Source organism: Enterococcus sp. DIV0187, from assembly GCF_051713785.1.
GTDB lineage: Bacteria > Bacillota > Bacilli > Lactobacillales > Enterococcaceae > Enterococcus_A > Enterococcus_A avium.
In genome coordinates this window covers 4,030,290-4,055,450 of sequence record NZ_JBIOQO010000001.1, presented here as the reverse complement: position 1 = coordinate 4,055,450, position 25,161 = coordinate 4,030,290, and the positions used below count along the sequence as shown (strand labels likewise).

General features: G+C 34.9%; 25 protein-coding genes, 1 tRNA gene and 1 pseudogene. 6 read left to right on the top strand and 21 right to left on the bottom strand.

The window, feature by feature from the left end; translation table 11 throughout:
- Window positions 1-12: 12 nt before the first annotated feature.
- The 9 genes from IGI52_RS19675 to IGI52_RS19635 all read right to left on the bottom strand — a co-directional run bounded on the left by IGI52_RS19675 (window position 13) and on the right by IGI52_RS19635 (window position 9,040).
- Complete coding sequence (locus IGI52_RS19675; RefSeq protein WP_102872468.1) at window positions 13-822, bottom strand: MBL fold metallo-hydrolase; 810 nt, start codon at window positions 820-822, stop codon at window positions 13-15.
- A 48-nt stretch (window positions 823-870) separates the two neighbouring features.
- Window positions 871-1,716, bottom strand: coding sequence for a two-component system regulatory protein YycI (locus IGI52_RS19670; RefSeq protein ID WP_016180438.1), 846 nt, complete (start codon window positions 1,714-1,716; stop codon window positions 871-873).
- Window positions 1,717-3,030: a YycH family regulatory protein gene (locus IGI52_RS19665; RefSeq protein ID WP_127978661.1), complete on the bottom strand. Its 1,314-nt coding sequence runs from the start codon at window positions 3,028-3,030 to the stop codon at window positions 1,717-1,719.
- Window positions 3,027-4,856, bottom strand: coding sequence for a cell wall metabolism sensor histidine kinase WalK (gene walK, locus IGI52_RS19660; protein ID WP_016180436.1), 1,830 nt, complete (start codon window positions 4,854-4,856; stop codon window positions 3,027-3,029). The genes IGI52_RS19665 and walK overlap by 4 nt, the downstream gene beginning before the upstream one ends.
- A 2-nt stretch (window positions 4,857-4,858) precedes the next feature.
- Complete coding sequence (yycF, locus tag IGI52_RS19655) at window positions 4,859-5,563, bottom strand: response regulator YycF (RefSeq protein ID WP_010740621.1); 705 nt, start codon at window positions 5,561-5,563, stop codon at window positions 4,859-4,861.
- A 218-nt stretch (window positions 5,564-5,781) separates the two neighbouring features.
- Window positions 5,782-6,639, bottom strand: coding sequence for a DegV family protein (locus IGI52_RS19650; protein WP_161169075.1), 858 nt, complete (start codon window positions 6,637-6,639; stop codon window positions 5,782-5,784).
- On the bottom strand, window positions 6,629-7,177 hold the full coding sequence (locus IGI52_RS19645; RefSeq protein WP_127978657.1) for a DUF1836 domain-containing protein: 549 nt from the start codon (window positions 7,175-7,177) through the stop codon (window positions 6,629-6,631). Before IGI52_RS19645 ends, IGI52_RS19650 begins: the two co-directional genes overlap by 11 nt.
- Before the next feature lie 382 nt (window positions 7,178-7,559).
- Complete coding sequence (locus tag IGI52_RS19640; RefSeq protein WP_438782180.1) at window positions 7,560-8,747, bottom strand: tyrosine-type recombinase/integrase; 1,188 nt, start codon at window positions 8,745-8,747, stop codon at window positions 7,560-7,562.
- A 74-nt stretch (window positions 8,748-8,821) separates the two neighbouring features.
- The gene (locus IGI52_RS19635; protein ID WP_438782179.1) at window positions 8,822-9,040 is read right to left on the bottom strand and encodes a helix-turn-helix domain-containing protein; all 219 of its coding nucleotides are present in this window, start codon (window positions 9,038-9,040) and stop codon (window positions 8,822-8,824) included.
- Window positions 9,041-9,155: 115 nt separating this feature from the next.
- Here IGI52_RS19635 and IGI52_RS19630 point away from each other — a divergent pair.
- Window positions 9,156-9,228 (top strand) — tRNA-Lys (locus IGI52_RS19630).
- Window positions 9,229-9,688: 460 nt separating this feature from the next.
- On the opposite strand, the gene IGI52_RS19625 is transcribed toward IGI52_RS19630, so the two are convergent.
- The 4 genes from IGI52_RS19625 to IGI52_RS19610 all read right to left on the bottom strand — a co-directional run bounded on the left by IGI52_RS19625 (window position 9,689) and on the right by IGI52_RS19610 (window position 12,602).
- Window positions 9,689-10,126, bottom strand: a complete 438-nt coding sequence (locus tag IGI52_RS19625; protein ID WP_438782178.1) for a hypothetical protein — start codon at window positions 10,124-10,126, stop codon at window positions 9,689-9,691.
- The gene (locus tag IGI52_RS19620) at window positions 10,123-10,872 is read right to left on the bottom strand and encodes a helix-turn-helix domain-containing protein (RefSeq protein ID WP_438782177.1); all 750 of its coding nucleotides are present in this window, start codon (window positions 10,870-10,872) and stop codon (window positions 10,123-10,125) included. The genes IGI52_RS19625 and IGI52_RS19620 overlap by 4 nt, the downstream gene beginning before the upstream one ends.
- 317 nt (window positions 10,873-11,189) lie before the next feature.
- A complete protein-coding gene (locus tag IGI52_RS19615; protein WP_438782176.1) occupies window positions 11,190-11,615 on the bottom strand; it encodes a winged helix-turn-helix domain-containing protein in 426 nt (141 codons plus the stop codon).
- 351 nt (window positions 11,616-11,966) lie between these two features.
- Window positions 11,967-12,602 (bottom strand): histidine phosphatase family protein, encoded by a 636-nt coding sequence (locus tag IGI52_RS19610; protein ID WP_438782175.1) that lies wholly within the window; start codon window positions 12,600-12,602, stop codon window positions 11,967-11,969.
- Between the two features lie 436 nt (window positions 12,603-13,038).
- Here IGI52_RS19610 and IGI52_RS19605 point away from each other — a divergent pair, with 436 nt between their 5' ends.
- Genes IGI52_RS19605 through IGI52_RS19595 form a run of 3 tightly spaced genes read left to right on the top strand, consistent with a single transcriptional unit; the run spans window position 13,039 to window position 14,569 of the window.
- Window positions 13,039-13,467, top strand: coding sequence for a transposase family protein (locus tag IGI52_RS19605; RefSeq protein WP_438782174.1), 429 nt, complete (start codon window positions 13,039-13,041; stop codon window positions 13,465-13,467).
- A complete protein-coding gene (locus IGI52_RS19600; protein ID WP_438782274.1) occupies window positions 13,463-14,224 on the top strand; it encodes a transposase in 762 nt (253 codons plus the stop codon). Before IGI52_RS19605 ends, IGI52_RS19600 begins: the two co-directional genes overlap by 5 nt.
- 6 nt (window positions 14,225-14,230) lie before the next feature.
- Window positions 14,231-14,569, top strand: a complete 339-nt coding sequence (locus IGI52_RS19595) for a transposase (protein WP_438782173.1) — start codon at window positions 14,231-14,233, stop codon at window positions 14,567-14,569.
- Window positions 14,570-15,173: 604 nt separating this feature from the next.
- On the opposite strand, the gene IGI52_RS19590 is transcribed toward IGI52_RS19595, so the two are convergent.
- The 5 genes from IGI52_RS19590 to ortA all read right to left on the bottom strand — a co-directional run bounded on the left by IGI52_RS19590 (window position 15,174) and on the right by ortA (window position 19,899).
- Window positions 15,174-15,704: a cob(I)yrinic acid a,c-diamide adenosyltransferase gene (locus IGI52_RS19590; protein ID WP_438782172.1), complete on the bottom strand. Its 531-nt coding sequence runs from the start codon at window positions 15,702-15,704 to the stop codon at window positions 15,174-15,176.
- A 28-nt stretch (window positions 15,705-15,732) separates the two neighbouring features.
- Window positions 15,733-16,893 (bottom strand): alanine racemase, encoded by a 1,161-nt coding sequence (gene alr, locus IGI52_RS19585; protein ID WP_438782171.1) that lies wholly within the window; start codon window positions 16,891-16,893, stop codon window positions 15,733-15,735.
- Window positions 16,894-17,033: 140 nt separating this feature from the next.
- Window positions 17,034-18,146 (bottom strand): alanine dehydrogenase, encoded by a 1,113-nt coding sequence (gene ald / locus IGI52_RS19580; RefSeq protein WP_438782170.1) that lies wholly within the window; start codon window positions 18,144-18,146, stop codon window positions 17,034-17,036.
- Between the two features lie 21 nt (window positions 18,147-18,167).
- Window positions 18,168-19,595, bottom strand: coding sequence for a 2-amino-4-oxopentanoate thiolase subunit OrtB (ortB, locus tag IGI52_RS19575; RefSeq protein WP_438782169.1), 1,428 nt, complete (start codon window positions 19,593-19,595; stop codon window positions 18,168-18,170).
- On the bottom strand, window positions 19,588-19,899 hold the full coding sequence (gene ortA / locus IGI52_RS19570) for a 2-amino-4-oxopentanoate thiolase subunit OrtA (protein ID WP_438782168.1): 312 nt from the start codon (window positions 19,897-19,899) through the stop codon (window positions 19,588-19,590). The genes ortB and ortA overlap by 8 nt, the downstream gene beginning before the upstream one ends.
- Window positions 19,900-20,169: 270 nt before the next feature.
- Between ortA and IGI52_RS19565 the strand changes: the two genes are divergently transcribed.
- Window positions 20,170-21,930: a sigma-54 interaction domain-containing protein gene (locus tag IGI52_RS19565; protein WP_438782167.1), complete on the top strand. Its 1,761-nt coding sequence runs from the start codon at window positions 20,170-20,172 to the stop codon at window positions 21,928-21,930.
- A 73-nt stretch (window positions 21,931-22,003) separates the two neighbouring features.
- Window positions 22,004-22,726, top strand: a complete 723-nt coding sequence (locus IGI52_RS19560) for a FadR/GntR family transcriptional regulator (RefSeq protein ID WP_438782166.1) — start codon at window positions 22,004-22,006, stop codon at window positions 22,724-22,726.
- 218 nt (window positions 22,727-22,944) lie between these two features.
- Here the strand turns inward: IGI52_RS19560 and IGI52_RS19555 are convergent.
- From IGI52_RS19555 to IGI52_RS19545, 3 genes and pseudogenes are all read right to left on the bottom strand, one after another.
- Window positions 22,945-23,627: pseudogene (locus IGI52_RS19555) on the bottom strand (IS982 family transposase).
- Window positions 23,628-23,907: 280 nt separating this feature from the next.
- Window positions 23,908-24,960, bottom strand: a complete 1,053-nt coding sequence (locus IGI52_RS19550) for an MFS transporter (protein ID WP_438782165.1) — start codon at window positions 24,958-24,960, stop codon at window positions 23,908-23,910.
- Window positions 24,941-25,114: a hypothetical protein gene (locus tag IGI52_RS19545; protein WP_438782164.1), complete on the bottom strand. Its 174-nt coding sequence runs from the start codon at window positions 25,112-25,114 to the stop codon at window positions 24,941-24,943. The genes IGI52_RS19550 and IGI52_RS19545 overlap by 20 nt, the downstream gene beginning before the upstream one ends.
- Window positions 25,115-25,161: the final 47 nt, after the last annotated feature.

Genomic DNA, 25,161 nt, shown 5'->3' with positions numbered 1-25,161 from the left:
AAGCTTGCCTTTTTAGATCGCATATAATTCGGTTGCACTATCTGGATCGGTATCAAAAATTTGGAACTGGTGATTCACACCAAGATCATAACGCGTAAGTGTTTCTTCCATCGTCATATGCGCCAATTCCTTCATATTATTCTCTTTACTTAAATGTCCTAAATAGATTCTCTTTGTCCGGTCGCCTAAAATGTCGGTCATAACTAATGCTCCATCATCATTAGACAAATGTCCGCGATCACCCAAAATACGTTGCTTTAAGCTCCATGGGTAGGCTCCCATACGCAACATTTCCAAATCGTGATTGCTCTCAACTAAATATGCGTCGGCATCTCGAATCGTTCCTCTCACATGCTCGCTAGCATATCCAGTATCCGTCAGCATCACGAAAGAATGGCCATCCTTATAGAAACGATAAAACTGCGGAGCAGCAGCATCATGTGAAACGCCAAAACTTTCGATGTCTAAATCACCCAAAGTCAATACTTTCCCCATCTCAAAGATATGTTTCTGTTCCACATCAACTTTCCCGATCAAAGGAGCCATCGCTTCCCAAGTTTTTTCGTTGGCATAAACAGGTAATTTATATTTTCTCGCTAAAACTCCAACGCCATGGATATGGTCGCGGTGTTCATGAGTGACTAAAATCGCATCTAAATCCTCAGGTTTTCGATCGACCTCTGCCAATAGCGAAGTGATTTTTTTCCCACTTAAGCCAGCATCAACCAAGATTCTTTTTTGCGGACTTTCTAAGTATAAAGAATTTCCAGTACTGCCGCTGGCTAAGATGCTGATATTGAAGGCATTATTCATTTCTAACATGAGCAATTGGTCCCCTTTTTTAAAACTGTCCTCAGTATACAACCCTTTTTATGGATTTTCCACCTTTGGAACTAAATTATTCGTAATCACCTGATTATTTAACGCATTGACTTTTTCAATTTGCGTTGTCTTGTCTGGAGTGCTTATTTTAACAAACCACACTGGAACATAGACATTTTTTTCCCGCACCTCAAGTGTTCTAAAATACCCCAAATAAATATTGGTAATCGTCGAATCGCTTGGAATACTGTTATTGATATACAGCGTATTTAAAATCTCTTTTTCAGAATAAAGTGTCATTTTTTCACGTAAGGGTTCAATTTCTTTTAGACGAGTCTGAGTATACTTGATGATTTGTTCTTGATCATTGTTTTTTTCGATGTCCAGTGTCACACGAGAGGTCTCATCCACAAATGGAATTCCTTCATAGGATTGAGCTCCGACAATTTTACTTAACTCATCGTCTTTCTTAGAAATATCTGGCAAGTAAGTATACTCTTGTCCATCCATAATGAAATCCGCATCCTTCATGAGACGATTAAAACTGCTGGTAGCTTTTTTCAAATCAAATTTTTTCTCTCCACCTGGATAACTCGTTAATACTCTGTCTGTGATATTTGAATTTCTCGCAATTGTTTGATTTCCTGAAGCACCTAATAATGTTTCAAAATTATCTTGCTCAGCACTTAGATAATATCCTTCACGGTGCTCATCAGATACGTCTTCCTTGATCTTGATTTCATCATTATCCAAACGTTGCAAAATATCCTCTCGCTGATTCGAACTTGTAACAAGACTTTGCTCATGTTGATTATTCCAATAAATACTGAAAAGAAAGATGTTCAATCCAACAAAGACGAGAAAAAAGATCCATTCGATTTTTCTGAAATCCAATTAACTCGCCTCCGTTTCAAAGTTTCCTTGCATCAGCTGATTAGCAGAATACCAATTATTGTCATATTTAACAAACCATTCCGGAGTCAAAGCAACCAACTTATTCACACCATCAATATCTTGCCATGTGTAGCCGATAATAAAACTTTGAACTTTATCAAGATCAAAGCCAACTGCGGCCAGACTATTTTCAACTTCTAAGGTACTGGGTAGTTCTACTTCTTCATCTGAAGGAATTGGTACCTGTACAGTATCCATACTCGTTTCAATTTTAATTTGCGGTGTCGATGCAGTAGTCGAATCTTCAATTTTCACACTCATTTTTCCTTTTGATGATGGGCTAAATATCGGATAGCCTTCAACAAAGATCCGAAAATTAATCTGTCCTTCATGATGATCAAAGTAGCGCAGATTACCCACAGCAGTTCCTAGACGGCTAACATAATTGAAGCTCTGACTATATATGCTTTCTTTAGATAAATCACTTGGTAATTCACCATTGAATGTAACCAAACGTTTTTGTTCGTCCATCACTAGTTCTTCATGTCCACTAACAAAAGAACGCATACCACTTTCTTCTTCCTCGCCTCTAGCTTGATCAGGGTTTTGAAAGAACGCATTACGAAATAGTGAATAAGATTGGGTAGTTAAAATATAACTATATTTCTTTAAACGAACTCGATCTTTTGTGCGCAAAAGACGGGGAACTAAAGGATTTTCAGCCGACATTGGCAAATATTTCTCTTGATTCTTTTGATAAATCGTTTCTAAACCAGTGAAATCTGCTGAAATCGTCGCTTCATATACTGTGTCTTTGCTGTAATTTAAAAAACGAATTTTTTTCTTAGAAAAATCTACTTGTATTTTTGAAAACGTCAGCTTTTCTGATTCCTTCACTGAATTCAAATTAATCGGCATATCAAAAACCTTTACGTATTCAGTCAAAGAGAAGCCGCCTTCGTAATTCAACTCAATTCCATCATTTAAGCTGTAGTAATTCTTTATCTCTTCTTCACCCTGTGCGACCTCTTGAAGTTGTCCATAAGTACTTTCTGTTAAACGTGCTTGGGTTGTAGCTAATAAATTTTCGCTACTTGTTTGAAATTTACCTTCGCTCACATCCCAAATACCACGGATCGGTAAAAAAGCATCTGTTGCCTTCGCGTAATTCTGATCATTTTTCACTGCTTGCTTACTTGTATTGATATCGGCAGTTTTTGAGGTGGGACTAAGCCAAATGGCATAAGTCAAGACGAGACTGAGCAAGATCAGAATAAAAAGCGCGATGCGGATGATTTTTTCTGATAATTTCATTCCCAAATATCCTCCTCATAAGGTTCATAAGGTAAAGAAATGTAGAAGGTGGAACCTTTCCCTTCAACACTTTCGACCCAAATTTGACCTTGGTGGGCTTTCATAACTTCTTTAGAGATAGCTAAACCTAGCCCTGTGCCCCCTTGTTGACGGGCTCTTGCCTTATCTACACGATAGAAACGCTCAAATACTTTTTCTAAATCTTTCTTAGGAATTCCCAAGCCTTCATCAGAAATACTCAAAACAACATTGTTGTGCGTCTCCATCAAATGAACTTCGATTTTTCCGCCGTCTGGTGAATACTTGATCGCATTATTCATGATATTGTCGATTACCTGCATAATCTTATCTGTGTCGATTTCAACCCACAAATCCCGCTCTGTAAATTCACGGACAATTCGATAGTTTTTCTCTTGGTTGTTGACCATCATGTCGAAGCGATCCAAAATATAATCCACCAGTTCATTGAAGTTAACCAACTCAAGATCCATCTGCTGTGCTCCAGAATCCATCCGAGAAAGATTTAACAGATCATTGATCATACGAATCATACGGTCAGTTTCACCCAAAGTCACATGGATAAATTCTGGTGCTACGCTCTTATCCTCCCATGCGCCTTCTTCTAATGCTTCTAAATAGCTGCGAACACTAGTTAGGGGCGTGCGTAATTCATGAGAAACATTCGAAACGAACTGACGTCGCTCTTCCGCCGTTTTTTCTTGTTCAGTGACATCATGGATGACAACAACTAAACCGCTGATAAAGCCAGATTCACGACGAATCATAGCAAAATCTGATCGTAACGTCATGCGATCTTCCTCAGAGTCAGATTTTGAACGGTCAATTAATATCTCTTCTGGTGTCTCTAATAATTTCCGTAATGTGTACTCTTCCTCTAAATCCAACAAAGTCAAAATTGATTGACCGATGGCTTGTTCACTCGTCGTGTTCAACAAGGACAGAGCCATCTCATTGATAGTGATAACTTTTCCACGGCGATCCGTAGCAATAACCCCATCTGTCATATGAGTCAAAACACTGTCTAAACGATTTCGCTCTGCTTCCATCGTATCTTGGGCATCTTCAATTCGATCAGATAGTTTATTGAAGGTTTCCGCTAATTGACTTAATTCGTCATGTCCTTGAACATCAACCTTTTCTGAATAATCACCTTGTGCGATTCGTACTGCTTGTTTTTGCATTTCCTTGATCGGCTTTGTAATGGAACGCGCCACCAATAATGCCACAACGATTGAAATTAACCCTGCAATCAAAGAAGCAGTGAAGAAAATTAATGCAGTATTACCGATTTCCGAGTATTTCTGTTCGATATCGCTCTTAACATAAAGAGCCCCGATCACAGCCGAATCGCCGGTCGGGGACTGAATTGGTTGAACATTGATATATACCCGTTTATTATTGTCATCCAAAGTGACGTATTGTTTCATTGAAAAGTCATCAATATCACTATATTCGTTTCGTTTCCCAACGATAGAATCTTTTTGGCCTACGTCATTGGTTGCTAGAACGATTCCTTTATCATCTACAACCCACATTTCCTTAATATCAGCAGCGGAGTTGTTTTCCAAGAGACGTTGCAGCTGATCAGCTTCGTTCTCGCTATCCTCTGCCATCGTCGAACCAAGTGTTGTACTCAACAATGCTACTCGTTGATTCATTTCTTTGGTAAAATTCTCAATCGTTGATTTTTCAAGCCCTCGAATAAAGTACGCTCCGATGATCTCGATGGATATCAGTAAGATTAAAATAAATGAAAAGGCGATTTTAAAGTTGACTGATCGATAAAAACGGACTTTCTTTTCCATACTTACTCCTGTTCAGGGTTGCGTAAATAATAACCTACGCCACGTCTTGTTACTAAATAGGTTGGATGGCTTGGATTATCCTCGATTTTTTCTCGCAAACGACGCACAGTCACATCCACGGTACGTACATCCCCGAAGTAATCGTAACCCCAAACAGTTTGCAATAAATGCTCCCGAGTCATCACTTGACCAATATGTTTTGCTAAGTAATGCAGCAATTCAAACTCACGATGAGTTAATTCAATCGTATCTCCGTGCTTAGTTACCATGTAAGCATCTGGATGAATCGTTAAATCACCTATAGTCAAATCACTTTGTGTTGTTTGCTCTTCTTCTTTTGGCGCTTGTCCGCCCCGACGTAAATTTGCTTTTACACGAGCCACTAATTCACGATTAGAAAACGGTTTAGTTACATAATCGTCCGCTCCTAATTCTAACCCTAAAACCTTGTCGATTTCAGAATCCTTTGCCGTAACCATAATGATCGGCATTTCATGGGTCTTGCGCACTTCACGAGCCACTTCCAAACCGTCCTTTTTAGGTAACATCAAATCTAATAAAATCAAATCTGGATTGACCTCTTCGACTTTTTCCAAGGCTTCTTCACCATCGTAAGCGGTAAAGACTTCATAGCCTTCTTTGGTTAAATTGAATTTCACGATGTCCGAAATCGGCTTTTCATCGTCAACTACTAGAATTTTTTTCACTAAGAGTCACCTCATACCTTTGTAAGATTGTATGTACGCCATACCATTATACAATAATTTCAGAGCTGTTTCATCTTTTCAAACAGACGACGAATCTTTTACAACTATTACTTAAGAAAAACTAGATAAAATATTCATTTATTGAAGCCATAATAAAAAAGATGAGCACACGCCCATCTTTTATTCCAGAATCTCCAATAGAGACTTACGCCTTTATATTAGTCCAATACTTGGCATACCACACCCAGCGAACCAGGACCTGTATGGACTGACAATGCTGGTGAGACTTTACCGAAATAAATATTCTCAGCTGTAGGAAATAGTTCTTGTAATCGTTGCTTAATTTTTTCTGCTGTTTCCAATGCATCAGCTTGTGTGACTGCTAAATTGAACCGCTTGTGATTTCCAATGTGCTCTTTCACCAATTGAAGTGTTTTGTCGATACTCTTATTCAACCCTCTTACTTTTGCAACAGTATAGTAAATACCATCTGAATTACATGAAATGATCGGCTTCAATTTCAAGGCACTGCCCAATAAAGAAGAAACTAAGCCAATTCTTCCACCTTTTTGCAAGTATTCCAATGTATCAACATTGAAAAAAATTTTTGTTTTTGGAATTTTGCTCTCAACTTCTGTGATAATCTCTGTAAAAGATTTTCCTTGCTTAACCAAGTCACCAGCATAGATTGCTAAAATCCCCGCACCAATCCCAACATTTTTCGTATCAATTGATTGAAAGACTAAGCCTTCATAATGTTCGCCCAGCACACGCAATGCATTGTACGTTCCACTCAAGCCACTGGAAATCGTTACGATGATTACATGTGTGAACCCTTGTGCTTTGATATCATCAAATACTTGATGAATCAATTCACCATCAGGCAAAGAAGTCGTCGGTAGTTCTTTTTTGATCAATGGAAAAATAGTATCAGAACTGATATCAATCCCATCGCGGTATTCTCGATCACTAAAAATGATCCGTAATGGTACCATAAAAAAAGGACCATTATCTATAACTTCTCTTGGAACATCCGTCCCAGAGTCAACTAGGATCGCAATTTTTTCATTCATCATTTTCGCCTTCTTTCTGTTGATCCAATTGAATGATTTTTTCAGCTAACATTTTTTGTGTGAATGAAGCAACAGCGCTTTCCATCGCTAAATAATAAAAGTCATCGCTCCTGCGAGTCAAATGAACGTCCTCACCTAAAACGATTTTAGAAACTTGCCTCAATGCTTCTTCTTGTACCTCACAAAAACTATTGTAAGCATCCTTCGGTTCGTTAATTGCCAGTTGCATACGAATCAACTCGTTAATATCTGGGATTGCAAAAACTTGTTTTAATAAGGTAATCGCGATCAGATATGCCAAATGATTCCGATTGTATCTCTTTTTTACTGGTGGTGGTACTAATTTATGCTTAACGTAATTGTTGACCATCGCACTAGATAAAAGTTGATGTTTTTCATCTTCAATCAGCGGCGATAAATACCGATCAACTAGAGTAATCACTTGATCCATATATAATTCTAATTCGGGTAGCTCTTCCCAACGAGGCAATCGTAATTCCTTTAGTCCTTCTGCCCAGGATCTGAGCTTAGTCTCTTCCATTTTTACACCCCTTTCAGTGTCATTTTATCAAAATTATGGAAATTATACAATATAGTTTCTAAAACTAGGTAATTGAAGAGATTTTTAATGAAATTTTTTTAGTTTATCCTTGCATTCTTTTTTTCTCAGTGCTAATATATGAAAGTACTTTGTTTGGGCCGTTAGCTCAGTTGGTAGAGCAGCTGACTCTTAATCAGCGGTGCTGAAATAAAGGGATTCTTCTTGAAATGTTGATATGTAAGGTTTCTAAGGGGATTTTTGATGAGGTTTTTGTTAACAACAATAATTTGCCAACAAATTGCCAACGATTTTAAATCGTTTTTTTTGTTTTTTGGACTAAGCAATGTGAGAGTCGCTTAGTCCTTTTCTGTTATTTTAAATCCTAAATTTGCAGCGAGGTTTCTAATGAACTTGCTACTTCAGTTTTGAAATTAGCATTTAAATGCGTATATAGATTAGCAGTAGTTGTATAAGAAGCATGGCCCAACCATTCTTGTATCTTTTTCATATCTTGACCATTAGCAAGTAAAATGGATGCATTTGAATGCCTCAAATCATGAAATCTAATGACTCTAAGATTATTCTTTTTCATGATTTTATTTAAACGATGAGTAATATAAGTTGGTTTCATAAGATGTCCATCTTCCATAGTAAAAAGATACTCATTATCGTCTTCGTAATATTCTTTTCCATAATCCTTCCTATTTGATTGTTGCCATTTGGCCCAATTAACCAGCTCCTTTTCTATGCCTTCTACTAAAGGCAAGGTTCTATAACTGGTACTATTCTTTGTTCGATCCAAACGAAGTGGATTGGAGTAGTCTGCTGGATTATCAGTTACAACATGATTTATTGTAATTTTTTTTTCAACAAAATCTATGGCACTCCATTTTAGACCTAGAACTTCACTTCTTCTTAAACCATAGAAAGCAGTGAGTAGTATTACTAGTTTAAGTTTCTCTCCATGAGCAGCTTTTATCAGCTCTGTAACTTCTTCACTATTGTAATATTTTTGCATAAAATGGTTCTTCTTTGGTCTTTTTACTCTATCCGCAACATTTACAACACAAAGCTCATTAACAACTGCATTTTGCAAAGCTTTTCTCAAAAAAGCATGGTAATGAATAACTGTATTTGTGGTACAACCATCATTAAGTATCTGTTGATAGAATTTTTGTAAATGAACAGGACGTAAATCAACTAGAAGTAATTTGCTAGATTCAAAAAAAGACTTAATTCTTTTCTCAACATATTTCTTGTATCCAATATATGTTGCATAAGACACTTCCTTATTTATCACATTTAGATAATCAACAAGATAGTCATAAAATAATAAATCTTTTCTACTATCCAATAGTGGATCAACTTTTCCTAGTGTGTTTGTTTGAGATAACTGATTTTCAATTTCTTTAATGAAGTCTTCTTTAATTTTTTCTGCTCTTTTTTTGTTTCCTTTCTTCTTTAATTTGGTATCCCGCCACTTTTGTCTAGACTTTCCATTTTCATCTTTGAAAGTGACAACAACATGTAATGTACCTCTTTTTTCGACGATATTTGCTCGTAATTTCAATTTTCTGTTCCTCCTAAAAATTGAAAAAAGTCAGCAACTGATATCAAATCTGACTCCTTAATTATAACATAGTATCAGATTTTACAATGCGCTGAATCAGATTCCAATAGAAAATCAATAATATATCTTTTAGGAATCTTATACTTCCGACCAACTTTTAGATGATTTATTTCGTTTGTCTTAAGTAGAGTGTAAGCTTTGTTTCGTCCAATATTCCCCAGCATGATTCTCATATCATCAATGCCTACTATATCCGTGTACTGAGAAAAAATATTCTCATAGTATTCTCTCATTCTTCACTCCCCTTACATGTTCTACAGAAAGCAGGAAATTTTTTGTCATTTTCTGTTCCTTTTTTAATTGCATTTTTTTTTCGTAAATGCTAAACTATCTAAGTATTAAAAATTCGGGCTGTTAGCTCAGTTGGTAGAGCAGATGACTCTTAATCATCGGGTCGCGGGTTCGAGCCCCTCACAGCCCATTGGGTGCCAAACCCACGGAACAGATAAACGTTGGTGCGAAAGCATTTAGAAAACGTTTATGCTGTTCCTTTTTTTGTAAACATTTTGATTATACAATTTTGTCAAGCTACTCATTGCTACTGAGTACATAGGAATTTCACCTCTCCGCTATTTACGCCGAGCCTCACGGAAGTACCATTATCTTTCTAAGTGTCTTTGCGCCTGTTTTAGCTTCAACAGTTGAACATAACTATTTGATCGCTCCTTGATTAACATCAATTCATTGCGATAGTTTGTCCTAGCTCTTCTTAGAAATAAACGTGCCTGACAAATTATTATTCAGTTTTCAAAGAACGCTACTTTTGAAAGTTCACATTTTTTCACTCATTTGTTTCGGTGAATTTTCAAAAGTTGAAGTAATTTCACTCACTTCTTAAAGAGTCTTTAAAAAAGGCTCTTTAAGAAACCAATCAATCATCTTCAAATGTGCATAAATCTATATTGCCAATATCCCCTCTGAACTCTCTCCACATTGAATCGTTTTTCTTGATTCATTCGACTTAAAATATTAGAAGACAAATTACCATACGAAATATTGATATTTTCTGACTCTACTAACCATTTATAAATTTGTCCCGTTGTTTTAGGTGTTGGACTTGCCTTTAAAAATGAAGCGATTTTAGTTGCGATAATATCAAAAGAATGTTGATTCTGACTTTTTTCTTTTTGTTCTCGATATTTTTGCAACTCGATTTCTTTTTTAGGGATTCTTGAAGAAACTGTAAGTTTGTTTTTTGAGACAAATAGATTTTCTAGCAAGAAGAACTTGCATTCCTCATACTTATCCAATAGTTCGCCAATTCTAGATAACATTTCTTCTAATTGATCCGTAAGCTTGCTTTCTTCTTTCGATTTCACCCAAAACACTCCTTCATCGTTATTTGATGTCTTTTAAGATTTTTCTTTCGGAATTTCAGCGGCGAGATACCTTCGACCTTTTTAAAAACGGTTGAAAAATGTTGAGGACTCTTAAAGTTGAGCCTTTCAGAAATCTCTTCAAGAGAGAGAGTTGTTTCATTTAGCAACCTTTTAGCTTCTGCACACTTCACTCGTCTAAATAAATTAGAGGGTGTGTCCTTCCCATATTTTCTACACTGTCTTGTCAAGGTAGACTCACTAACATGGATTCCGGAGCAAAAATCATCCATCGTCAAATGCTCGTATCGATGCTCATACATAAATACTAGCAAAGATAGAAAAGAATGTTCGCCTCTCAATAACTGCGAATTTAAGACCCATAGTTTATTGACTAAAGATTCCAACACAACATCCACCGGATACGTCAGATTTTCAGTTTCGTAATAAGAAAAGAGCAAATAGCATAGCTGGTTGATTTCCTCTGTGGACTTTAATGGCAAATTTGTAAAATCAAATGGCAAGGAACCACATTGGATGTCTAGCAAAATTCTCAATAACTCATCTTTAGAATCTTCATTATTCTCTAACTTTTGCTTCGGATCACAAGCCAAAGAAAATGAGATGGATGGTTCCGTTTGATCCTCTCTCTTCACTTGATGGATCAAGAGAGCAGCGTTATTCGTTTCAGATAAATGAACTGGTTTCTTACTTCTATCTAAATACTGAACATTTTTGATTGGAATCATCTTTCTCACTTCCCTCAATACTTGTTAATTAATTTTTATCATGCATTGTTATCGGAAAAAAGAGTATTTAAGGCTTATGAATGACTGGCATAAAAACATGAAAGAAATCTATAACTTGTTTTGATTTTTTATTAAGAGGAAAAGTTCTGAAAAAATGCCAAAAAGCACATGAACAGTCTAGTTTCAACAGTCATGTGCTTCTTATTCAACTTATTTTCTTGAGGGGGAGATGAACTAAACTGTTCCTCAATTTAAAACTACTACTTAATTACTCTATAAAATCTTGCAATTCCTCCAAATCATGAAAATTAACTTTTTTACAAATCAGGATTGAATCTATATCCAACATCACGAACTGTCAAAATATATTGAGGATGTTTTGAATCATCTTCAATCTTTTTTCGTAGTTTACTAATTAATGAAGTAACGCTACTCTTGTTTCCAATAATCTTTTTATCTTGCCAAATTAGTTCGTATAAAGAATCAGATTGATAGACGATTCCTGAATGGCTAGCCAATTTATAAAGACATACAAATTCCTTATATGTTAGGTCAATTTTCTTTGAATTCTTGTAAACAACCATTTTAGCTGGATCAATTGTCAAATTTCCCTTTTGTAACTTACTATTTAAAACCTCGTGATACTCACTTAAAACTCCATGTTTTTTAGCAACAACCAAAAGATCTTCATAAAGCAACTCCCCATCTGGATTTTCTAAATCAAATATCATCAACTTTCTCATTAATTCGCTCTTCTCTATTTAAGTAATCTATATAAAATAAAAAATTGATACTTCCTTGGATTCATTCTTAAAAAAAATCAAGCTCTTTAGACATCTGTGACTAATTTAGTTTTCCCTTCAAATACCTGTTCAAAATTCAAACTTAAATTATTATAAGATATTCCCTTTCGTTGTTTTATGATTTTCAACTTAGAAAAAAATTTTTAAAATCTATTCTAATAATAAGAATTTAATAAACACTTTCTTGAACTATCGAAAGATAGTATATAAAAAAAAACTAATAAAAAGGCAGACTCTAGTAAGATAATCAGTTATCTAAAATTGAACAAGCTAGTACATTATCAAATCTTTTTAAAATTCAATCATTATTTCACCTGAACACTTAAATAGTCTAAAAACATCAACATTAAGTATTGGTATATCATCATACAGATTATATGTCTTATCATACCTTTCTTTGAAAGATCTAATGAAATTTTCATGACTCAGAAGAAAAATACGAGAATTAGATTCAAATTGTTCAAGAAGATTCTCAAATCCTTTATCCACTCTATGCCAAAAATCCTCATGATTTTCCGCTTCGGCACTAGGATCAAATCTTTTCAAAGTATTCATGATTGTCATCATTGTTTCTCTGTGCTCCATCTCCTTCATAGTTTTATATCCAAAATAATCCAATATCGGCTTCCAAACAGTTTCAATTTTTTCTGCTTCAAAACTTCCAAAATAGTATTCTCTAAAATAATGATAAGGATAAACATTAAAATTCAAGGATTTTTTATTTCTCATAGAAATAATTTTTGCTGTTTGAATAGCTCTTCCTGAATCACTAGAAATGAAACAATCAAATTTAATATCTTCCATTTTTTTTGCTAAAAGATATGCTTGTTCTTTTCCTTTTTCAGTTAAAAATGAATCGCACCATCCTTGTATTTTCCCAAATTGATTTAAAATTGTCTCACCATGACGAACTAAGTAAACTTCCATTTTTCCACCCTCTTTCATACAATTAAATCTTTCCAAAACCTATTTTTAAATAACCATAGCAGTTTATTATCCTGTTATATTTGGGTCTTAAAGAATCAATCTTGTAATTAAATTAAGCAACTCCATCAAAAAAGTTGCATATTATATCCATCTATATTATGTAATTGCTCACATAGAATATTGAAGTTAGGCGTCTTATTTCAATCTAATTCCCCTATTTCTCACTAATTCAATATTGGCTAGCATCTAAGTTATTAAATATAGCCAATATGTTAAGCAATGATCTAGTCACTACTTTCGATAAAATATTTATTTATCGCACCTTTTCCAATACTAATCTATGTGTTAACGGCAGCTTTAAAATGGATCTTTCCCTGAATTGTTGAAAGTACTGTTATACTAACAAAAAGAACATTTCAGTCAGGAGAGAGGCTTTATGGAGTTTTCGCTTCCAAATTTTCACTGTACGTCTTACAAAGAGAAAGATGGCTGCTACTATTTTAGAGGGAAACTAAAACCTAGCAGTTGCTTATGCCCTACGTGCCAAACGGAATCGGTCACTGTTCATTCTTTGTATTCTAAAACAGTTCAAGACTTACCTATCAGCGGGAAACCAGTATTCGTTGTTGTTAATGTCAGAAGATTCAAGTGCAAGAACAATGAATGTTCGATGATTTATTTTACTCAAACCAGTGATTTTACAACGACTGGGGCAACGAAAACAAACCGACTAGAAGAATTGATTATTGATGTAGCCACTCATACAAGTCTCCTTCAAGCCACCTATATTTTGCGAAACATGGGTATACAAACCAGTAAAAGTGCCATTTCTAGACTTTTAAAAAAAAGTACTTCTTTCCATTGATTCATCGATTTCTGTAGCTTGTTTAGATGACTTTGCCGTGCGAAAACGTCAATCTTATGGTTCTATTTTGATTGATGCACAATCTAGAAAAGTGGTCGATCTTATTCCATCTAGAAAACTTTCCGATGTTCAAAAGTGGCTTCAAAATTTTCCGAATCTAACATTTGTCATTCGTGATGGCTCACACACTTTTAGAAGTGCCATTTCTGAAGTATCTCCGGATATTATACAGATTGCTGATCGGTTTCATGTTCTTAAATCGTTAACTGAGCATGCAACCAAAGCACTTCGATCGTTAATCCCAAAGAAAATTGAATTAGACAAAGAGAAAACGAAACCAGTCTCAAAACAATTAACTTTCGCTCAAAATCAAAAACAGTTGCTTATTTCATTCGTGCGGGAAAAACGAACCGAAGGTTGGAAATATGCTGAAATTGCTCGGTTATTCCAGCTAGATTATCGGACGGTTAAACGTTACTGCGATCCGACTATTGATGCATTAGAGGACCACCAACAGAAAGATTCCGTTACTGAAATCAATTCTTACGTGGCACGATTACAACAGCTGTTACTACAACATGAAAAATTACATGATGTGTACAAGGTTTTAGTTAACGAAGGTTACTCTAGAGCTTTTTCGACTTTCCGAAAATCCTATAAACAAGCTCTAGAAACATACAACAACCGTCGAACGATTACAAAAAAAGTGCTACGTAGGCCCATCATCAAATGTCTATTTGTGAAAGAGTTTTTTTAACGTGAATTGGATGAAACGACTCAATACGTACTGAAATCAGAACCAAAAATTTTAGAAATTCTTCAATTGGTAACAACATTTCGAAAAATTTTATCTGATTGCAGTTTGAATGCGCTAGATCAGTGGATAAGTATCGTACGAAGGCTGAATAACAAACACCTCAACACATTTCTAAATGGATTGGAACGAGATAAAGATGCCATTCAAAATGCACTAATTTTTCCGGAACTCTCTAATGGTTTAGCCGAAGGTAAAATAAATAAATTGAAGAAGATAAAGCGAATGATGTTCGGCCGTTGTCACTTTCAAACATTAAAAATGAAGGTTCTATTATCTGAAAAATGACTTCCATCAACAATTCAGGGAAAGATCCATTTTCAAGTGGCCAAAAACCATTTAGCAATGTCCGTTGACACTAATCTACTCATTTTTTTATGTAAGTATAAATGTACTTAGTCTATTTTTAAGCAAAAATGAATAGGAATAAACAAAAAAATTGGGGTGATTTTATTTATCCCTATTACATTAATAAAAAATGGTTGGGTTTTCAATTCTTTGTAACTGTTTAAACTTCTATATTCACACCTCCTTCTATTGTTATTTACCTCCTTTCTTTTAATCTGATTTAAGAAATTTAACTTTCAAAAATTCTTAAATGTTTATAACTAAGTGGCACAAACTTAAGTACCACTTGCTATTGATTTCAAATATCATGATCTTAATTCTAATAATCAATAATCATATTTAATATCTCATCTAAAAGTATCTTCATTTATCTTTTTAAAATAAACCATTCAAGTAATTCTGACATTCAAATATCTAATTTCTTGTTACGTTATTCACAACAATGAGCAAACAATTAGTTTCTGATTATGATCTCTATCAATTTCTCTTGAGTAAGTATTTCTTATCCAAATACCCTTACTAAACGGAATATGAACTACTTATTTTAAAATTCTATTCCTTTTCTAGCCTGTTGCCCTAGATCGTAAGGGTGTTTTATTTTTTTTATTTCTGATACATAATCTGCTATAGCAATCATTTCGTCACTTGGCATACTACCTGACAAAATCACTTCTAAGTTTTCAGGTTTATTTTTAAGATAATCCAAAACAGGTTGTTCATCTAATAAACCAGCTTGAATTGTATAAAGAATTTCGTCAAGAAAAAGAACATCAAAATTCTCCTCTGCTTGTTGAGTAACTTTTTCAAACTGAGAATAATAAAAATCGAATCGTTCTTGTCGTTCCTTATCCGACAAAGCAATACTAAATTTTTCTCTATCTAAACCATCTACAATTGTAATATTTTCACTTAAATTTAGAACATTTCTTTCACTTGTTGTATTATCTTTCATAAATTGATAAATCAATACTCTAAACCCGTTGCCAGCTGCCCTAGCACAAAGTCCCATTCCACTTGTTGTTTTACCTTTTCCGTTTCCACAATAGATATGAATCAAACCTGTTCTCTTTTTCAAAGAATTTACCTACTCTCCATGTATTTAATTACAGTAAATCAATATAACAAGCATCCATTATTTTTTGTTGATCTTTTAAATAAATTCGTGGGACTCGTTTTCCAATTGCACACAGTATTTCATAAGAAATTGTGTTAGATAGTTCTGCTACCTTATCAACAGTATTTTCTTCATCCCCATCTTTTCCAATGATAGTCACTATATCACCGATCTCTATCCCTTTTAAATTAGTCACATCAATCATGCACATATCCATGCAAATACGACCTACTTGCGGCATTCTTTTTCCATCAATTAGCACAGAAAGTTTACCTGACAAATTTCGCATCAAACCGTCAGCATAGCCAATACCAAGTACGGCAATCACAGAATCCTCGTCTGCTTTCCAATTCCTCCCATAACCGACAGTATCCCCTTTTTTTATATGTATGATATTTGACACTCTAGATTTAAGTGACATCACAGGCTTGAGATCTACTGGAAAATCTGTACACGGATTTGAGCCGTATAGCATAATTCCCGGTCTCACCATATCTGTATCCCTATAAGCTTGTGAAATAATACCAGCACTATTTGAAATGTGAAAAATCGGAATATTTACACCTAAGTTTCTAACAGTACGAACAATTTGCAACATACTTTCATACTGATGTTTAGTAAAATCGTCCTCTAATGAATCATCTGCTGCTGCGAAATGACTATATATACCCTCAACCTCAAAGCCTGAAAACTCGCTAATTCTAAGAACTTGCTCTACCGCATGATCTAAACAAATTCCTTGTCTACCCATGCCACTATCAATTTTAATATGAATTTTTAATTTTTTATTACAGTTTCTTTGAACCAGACTAAATGATTCCGCCACTTTTTCACTACTCACAGTGACAGTAATATCAGCATCAATCAATTCTTCTATATTATTTGGAGAAGTCGTCCCAAGCAACAAAATATCTTCTGTAATTTGATGACGTCTTAATTGCAAAGCTTCTTCAGCTGTAGCTACACCAAAATATGATGCTCCAGCCCCACTAAGAGCTTTCGCAACAGCAACTGCTCCTTGTCCATATGCATCTGCTTTAATGATACACATGGTAGGTTTAAACTGTGCTCTTTCTTGTGAGATCATAAAATTATGTATAAGATTATCTAGATTGACCTCGATCCATGTTCGATTTTTTTTATCATTCATAAAAAAATTCCCTCAATTCTAACATTTTCTTTATCAGATTCTTGATAAAATCGGCTATCAAATAGAGCCATCAGTTTAATAAGAAAGGAGTACGATCATACTAATCTTTATAAAATCTACTGATGGCTCTATGAAAGCTTTTAGATAAGTTCCATAATGCTATATGTCTCTAAACCAAACGCTTCTGCTACCCCATCAAATGTGCATTTTCCTTGATAGCAGTTTACTCCAGGTACTAACCCTTTGTTGTCCTCAAGCGCTTGAGAAAGCCCTTTATTAGCAATATCAAGTCCTAATTTCAATGTAGTATTAACTAACGCTTGAGTAGAAGTCTTAGCGACAGCTCCAGGCATATTAGCTACGCAATAGTGGACAATATCATCCACAATAAAAATTGGATCTTGATGTGTCGTTGCTTTAGTTGTTTCAAAACAACCACCTTGATCGACTGCTACATCGACTAAAACAGTTCCTTTTTTCATTACTTTTAGATCAGCTTCTTTTAGTAATTTTGGTGCTTTCTTTCCTGGAATCAAAACAGCCCCAATAACAACATCTGCTTCTGCAATACTATTCAAAATGTTAGAACGACTACTATATAGAGTCTGAATACGGCTACCAAAAATATCATCTAGATAAGCTAATCTCCGAGCGCTAATATCCAAAATAGTAACATCTGCACCTAATCCCATTGCAATTTTTGCAGCATTAGTACCTACATTTCCTCCGCCAATAATTGTCACTTTCCCTTTTTTAACACCAGGAACCCCAGCTAAAAGCACTCCTTTACCGCTAAAAGTTCCTTCAAGATATTTTGCTCCTTCCATAGCTGCCATTCGACCAGCAATCTCACTCATTGGTGCCAAACATGGAAGGCCACCTTGAGGGTCAACGATTGTTTCATAAGCAACCGCAGTAGTACCAGCATTAAGAAGAGCCTCTGTTAAAGGTTTATCAGCAGCCAAATGAAGATATGTGTATAAAATTAAGTCATCTCGTAGATATTTATACTCAGATTGAATTGGTTCTTTGACTTTGACAATCATATTTGACTGTTCCCAAACTTCTGCTGCTGTATCCAAAATCTTTGCCCCAGCAGCAACATAATCTTCATTCGGGAAGCCTGCTCCTTGTCCTCCATTATTTTCAACTAAGACTTGATGCCCTGCTGATACATACTCCGCTACTGAATCTGGAGTTAACCCAATTCTGTTTTCATTGTTCTTGATTTCTTTCACTACACCTACGATCATTTTTTTCATCCTCTCATTCTCTCATTTACTATGATAAATTTTGACACCATGGTTGACTAATTCACTTACAACAAAATCATAATCGGCTTTTGAATCCTCCATAATAAATCGAACATCATCCAAAGTAGCCTCAGTCATTTGATAGTTTTTAACACAGTTCTTGATATAAGAACGACGAACTTTTTCTAAGTCGTATTTTCTTGCTTTAATCATTGAAGGATTTTCTGGTAAGACGATATTCTTACCTGGAATATCATCATCAGGATTGCCAAACAGAACCTCCACGTTATTTTCTCTAGCAAATGAAAGCTGAGCCATCGGGTGTTTACCGGCTCCTGTGTATTCCGTTTCTTGAACAACAATTACTTGGTCTTGATCTAACTGTTGTGCTAGAGCAAATGCCGCCGTAAGCGAAGTATTACCAGCAGGACCTCTTTCATACCCTTCTAAGCTTGCGAGCGCTTCAGTAATATAGAAAGTTTCACCTTGTTTCACTGTATAAAACTCATCCATATGTCTAAGCATCCGTGCAGCATTTCTAGGACAATCACTACGATCTGGCCAGCTCATAAATGGCATACCAAAACCTGTATGACCTGTAGTAAAGGATTTCTTGTTAAAATCCTTATCAGAAGCCATATGCAATCCATGAAGATCGATGGAAACACCTACAACTTTTGCATCGCATCCAGCCTTTTTCATTCCTCTTGCGGTTCCAGAAACATTGCCACCTCCTGCATTCGTAATTAGCACCATATCAGGATCACGATTAATTGTATTACGACATTGTTCTACCAATTCATAGCCGAGTGTTTCCACACCCGCAATTCCTAGTGGCGTATATAACGATGCATTATAATACCCAGTTTCTTCAAGTAATTGAAGAAGAGTAGTGAATAGTTCTGGACCAACAGTCAATTGTACTACTTCTGCTCCAAAAGCTTCGCAGATTCTTTGTTTTTCCAAGATTTCTGGTTGTCCTACTTTTCTACTGTCATAACACTCTTGAACAACGATACAGTTTAGTCCATACATAGCAGCTTGTGCAGCTACCGCTGCTCCATAGTTCCCCGAAGTAGCACAGATTACTCCTTTATACCCTTTCTTTTTCGCTTCATAAACTGCGATTGAAGCGCGTCTAGCTTTAAAACTCCCCGATGCATTGCATGCTTCATCTTTAATAAATATTCGAGCTCCGTTACCTTTGGGTGAATACTTTCTCGCTAATTTAGTTAAATTGCGCAACTCAATTAATGGAGTATTTCCTACGGCATGACCACGTTGGATTTCAATCATCTCATCCATTGAGTAGGCTGCTTCGCGCATCATTTGTTCATAATCAAAACCGATTCCAGGTGATTCGAATTTGCTATAATCCACTCCCATGGCCGCTTGCATGATTTCGTTCTTTCTCTGATTAATTGCAGAATAAGATTTCTCTTTATTCATTATTCTCCCCTCCAAACGTAAGCTCACGGACTTGTCTTTGAATTTGAACAAGTTCTGGAACAAAATTGCCATAAGTATGTGTATATTTAGGATTAACCTCACAAAGTTCTCCAACAACATGCCTTCCGATAGCTGTTACAATTTCAACCTCATCACCAATTTCAGCATCTTCTTGAATAAATCCCTTTACCCACATCTTAAGATCACAATCCTGTGTATCCGCAGGAACTTGCGGAGCACGTTCTCCTGCTTTTAAAACTGTTTTGCTGATTTGTACCCAATCATCTTTTTTTGCATAAGACACTTTTATCACCCCTTCAAATTAGAATAGTAGAACACTTTCTTACTAAGAATATAAGCAATTTTAATGCCAACTTTAATTGTAAAAAAAATTACTAGAAATAGCGCTGCATAGGGCTTCGCAAGAGATAATTACAATTTATATTCATTGTAATTATCATTTTTGATAACTTTTCACATCTTCCCTCAGACACTTGTTGTCTAACAACGTTTACAAGCGGTATCAATTGTGATACCATGTTATCAAATATGATAATAGAATGGTGATAAAACTATGTTACATCATACTGATGTGGAGAAAACAATTTCATATGTAGCAAAATCATTATCTGCGATGATGGATGCTGAAATAATGATTCTTGACGATAAAGGTAGAGTGATTAGCGGTACTGCATCTTCTGAAAAAGGCTACCACTTAAGTCATATTTATAACCATGTTATTAATAATCAAGAACTCGTTGTGGTTAAAGACCCCGGCTCTAATGATCTCTGTATCGGGTGTTCAAGTTATGGAAATTGTAATGAATTGATTGAACTAGCAGCTCCCATAGTAATAAAAAATCAATGTATTGGAATTATAAGCATTACTTGTTACGATGAAAAACAGCGTAAAAGAATCTTAGAAAAAACAGATTCCTATACAGATTTTTTATTGCAGATGTGTTCTTTATTGGCAAGTCGAGCTGAGGAAGTAAAAGCAAAAGAAAAATTAAGTGTCATGAACGCAGAGTTATCAACTATCATCAATTCCGTAGACAATTGTATTATCGCTTTGAATAATAATGAATATGTAACTTTTTGCAATCGTTTTACAGAAATACTCCTATCTACCTCAGACAAATATATTGTGAATAAATCCATCTCACTATTTTGTCCGAAATTCAAGGAAGAACGAGAAAATCTAATTAATGGCAAACAAGAAATTGAAATTTTTGATTACTATGGAAACCGGCAAATTTCTTATATGACTGCTCATCCTATTACTAGTGATAACAAAATAACTGGAACTATTTTGATTATCGAAGAAATTAGCAAAGTTAATCGATTTGTGAGTGGTTTTATTGGAACTAATAATGTTTTATCCAGTAGTGATATCATTTCCGTTGGCGAGGCACTTCAAAAAGTCAAAATTAGAACTAAAAAAGTTAGTAACACAGACTCCACAGTTTTGATCCGTGGTGAAAGTGGTACTGGAAAAGAGATGTTTGCTCGCGCAATTCATAATATGAGTTCACGTTCTTCTGGACCATTTATTGCTTTAAACTGTGTTGCAATTCCTGATTCACTTTTAGAAAGTGAACTTTTCGGATATGAATCTGGCGCGTTTACAGGAGCTAAAAAGGGTGGGAAACCCGGTTATTTCGAACTGGCTGATACTGGAACAATTTTTCTTGATGAAATTGGCGACATGCCACTCTACTTACAGGGAAAGCTATTGCGTGTTTTACAAGAAAAAAAAGTACAACGAGTTGGTGGTGAGAAAGAAAAAAAAATTGATATAAGAATAATTGCTGCCACAAACAAAAAATTAGAGAAAATGGTTGCTGATAATAGTTTTCGAGAGGATTTATTTTATCGATTGAATGTAATTCCACTTTATATTCCACCCTTACGAGAACGAGGAAGCGCTGATGTTTTAGCCTTAATTGAATACTTTATGGATAAATATGGTCAACACTTTGATAAACCAATTTCTAAATTATCTAATGGGGCAAAAGATGCACTCATTTCTTATGATTGGCCTGGTAATGTTCGAGAACTTGAGAATGCTGTCGAATATATGTTGAATATGGAAACAAATTCGATAATAGAATTTGATAGTTTACCAGAACATATTCGTGCTAATGATCATCAATTAGACTCTAAAAACAATTACTCGCTAAAGGCCCTTCTAGCTATGAAAGAAAAGGAAGTTATAAATGATGTATTATCACGCTACGGAAAATCAAAAAAAGGAAGAGAGTCTGCGGCTAACGCTTTAGATATTAGTATTGCATCTTTATATAGAAAAATTAGAGATTATGAACTAAACTAGTAAAATATAGCATCTATAATACTAATACAAAGTAAATTTATGTATAATATGATAAGTAATCAAGGAGGAAATTATGAAAAAGCAAGATTTATTAGAAAAATTAGTTGTTACTGAAATTAAAACACAATCCGACTATCTAGCGGACAAAATTAGAAATATGATTATTTCTGGGGAATTAGATGATAATTTCAAATTTCCAAACGAAATGGAGTTTAGTAAAAAACTTAATGTAAGTCGAACTACTTTAAGAGAAGCTTATAAAGTCCTTACGACTCAAGGATTTATTAGAATCACTAAACATGGAACCTATGTGAAAAGCCGAGCTGACATTGCAAAACAAGGGGATTTTGTAGCTAGCTTAGATTTAGCTGATAAACGTGAAATGTTGGAATTTGTTTGTGCTCTCGAACCAGAGGCTGTTGCTCTTGCTGCAAAAAAAATTGATGAAGAAGGGCTCAAAAAGCTTAAAGTACTTTTACTAGAATGTGAAGAAGCCGCTCATGATTCAAATGAGTTAATGGAAAAAAATTACCAGTTTCATACTTACATTAGAGAATGGGCTCAAAATAATTTGATCACTAGTGCTCTTGCTGCATACTACGATATTTTTAACGATCAAATTGTTGAGAAAATTTATTCTTCAAATATTAGCATCGTAGAGTTTAGAACAAATGCTCTTGCTCAACACCGAGAACTTTTTTCTGCTCTTAAAAATGGTGATTCTGACAAAGCAAGGAAAATTTCTTTTCAACATTTATTAGATGATATTCGAGCACACGAGTTACGTTATAGATAAATTCATTTTTTTGCTAAATAGTTCCTCATCATAACTCTAATAGTTTGATGAGGAACTTCAGTACTAATTATATCTGTTTTTATTGACCTTTATGAATTAGTTACCCGTGGTGCTAGTTGATTTTAGAAACGCCCCAAAGAGTATTTTAACGTTTCTCCATAACGTTCTTGTGCCTTAGAAAGCATTTGTCACCGTCAAGTGGAACTTTATTTTAGCAGTCACAGCATTAAACAGTAGACAAGCAAGATGCTTTCTAATCGACTTTCAAACCCTAATAATGACCTACTTTTAAAATTCTGAATCCCAAAATTTTCCCAACTAGAAAACACCGTTTCAATCACCTTGCGGTGTTCAGATAATAATGAATCGTTAAGTTTGTTGTTATTTTTTGGCATTTTTTTTTTACTGGAGTAGATAGCTCTATACCTTTATTCAACAGTCTTTCTTGCATGTCCGAGCTAACGTAGCCCTTATCGCCCAATAGTTTTTCAATAGGACAATCAAAGGCAAGTGTTTCAGCCATATTCACATCATGAATTGAAGCTTTAGTGACTGTGTAAGTTAAGGGAAAGCCAGTTTTGGTAACCATAACACTAATCTTCAATCCGTAAAAATATAACTTTTTAGTTGAGTTGTAGCCGATATCAGCTACTTCAGACAAAACTTTTGCTCTTCGATTTCTTACGGGTTTACACAATGGGCTAGGAAAGCTGTCAATAATTGCAAAAAGTTGATCTTTAGGATTGGCATGTTCAATCACAAAACGGTAACGAATGAGTTTAATAGCTGTGGTTAGGTTGACACATAATCGAGTAAATCTTGATCGATCAGGAAAATGTTCTAATGCTAAAACGCTCCGTACGGAGCGATATATAGCTCTTTGAGTAGTTAATCCATTCATCATTCCCCATATAACACAAGAAATGATGACGGTATCAGGTTGCTTTAACAGATGAGTGTTCTTTCGATTTTTTATTTTCGCAGGAACGTATCTTTTGTAAAGTGACTGAATGATTTCTAGAATTTCAGAAAACATTAGTTGAGTATTTGTGTAAATTTCGATATATTTAGTTTGACTTTGCATAGAATAACCCCTCATTTCGTCGTTGTTTTGAGCTTATTCTATCGCAAAGTTTTTATTTTTCTCAGTTTCTAATCAACTAGCACCACGGGTGAATTAGTTATACTTTTTTAGTAATATATTTACCGATGACCATAAAAACAACTCCCAAAAAAGAGAATAAAAACGAAACAGCTAGTAAGTTAAATAGATTTGTGTATTCAAGAATAGTACCACTTAACAAGCTTCCAACTCCACTACCAATTCCCAAATAACAAATTCCAATCGCACTCTGAGCCTTTACAAAGTATTCTGCTGGAAGTATGGTTCGAACAAACTGGACATTCCCTGCCCAAAAGAGCCCTGTTCCTAAAAACTGAAAAATCTGAGCAAAATTCAACCAAAAAACACTTGGTGCAATCATAATGATAAAAATTCTGATCGCAGCAAACAGAAATGACATTATCATTAATTTTTCAATTCCTAAACGAACTAATATCTTCTCGAATGCAAATATGATAGGGACCTCAGAGAAAGCTAACAACGATATCCCCAGCCCATAATCTTTACTTGTACCTCCAACTCCCCGATAAACATCAATCAAGAAATTAGCCACCATTTCTTTTCCTATAAAAGATGAACAAGTTGCTAGCAACAAAAAAAGAAACATTGGATATGCTCTCAATACTTTAAAAAAACTTTTTTCTGAGTTTGTTTGTACAGGTTTAATATCAACAACACCGTATGCCTTGTCAATTTTCAAAACTAAGATTAGTAAAATGATGATATAGAAAATGACTTGTGATGTTAAAATAGCTTTTGCTGAAGCTAGATAACCTGCAAATAAAGCAAAAACAGCATAGCTTAATGAACCTACATATCGAGCTATTGGATAATGAATTTTTTTTCCTTGATGAAAATATAGTGAAGAAAGTGCATCAATAAAGGTAATCATTCCAAAAGTAAACACTCCATATAATATGAATAAGATTATCATTCCACTAACACTAGGTTCTGTCATCTGAACTGCCGTAGTGATAATGCTAACAATTATCATTACGGCAATAAAGCTATTTAGAGAGATTTTTTGTGCATATTTATCAAATAGATTAGCAAAAATAGGTTGGCAGAATGTAAATAGCGACGATAAACCGCTATTGACAGCAGAATACACTAATAACAGCGCGAATCGTTAACAAAATGCCTATCATTACAACATCGAATCCTTGTTTTTGTAACACTAAAACAACAAAGCCAACCGATCCCACAGTGGAGAGCCAATAGATTGATTGAATCGCCATGTATAGATATTGAAGTTTTTTATACATACATCAACCCCCTGGATTAATCTTATTGCCTCAGTATTCCTATCTAT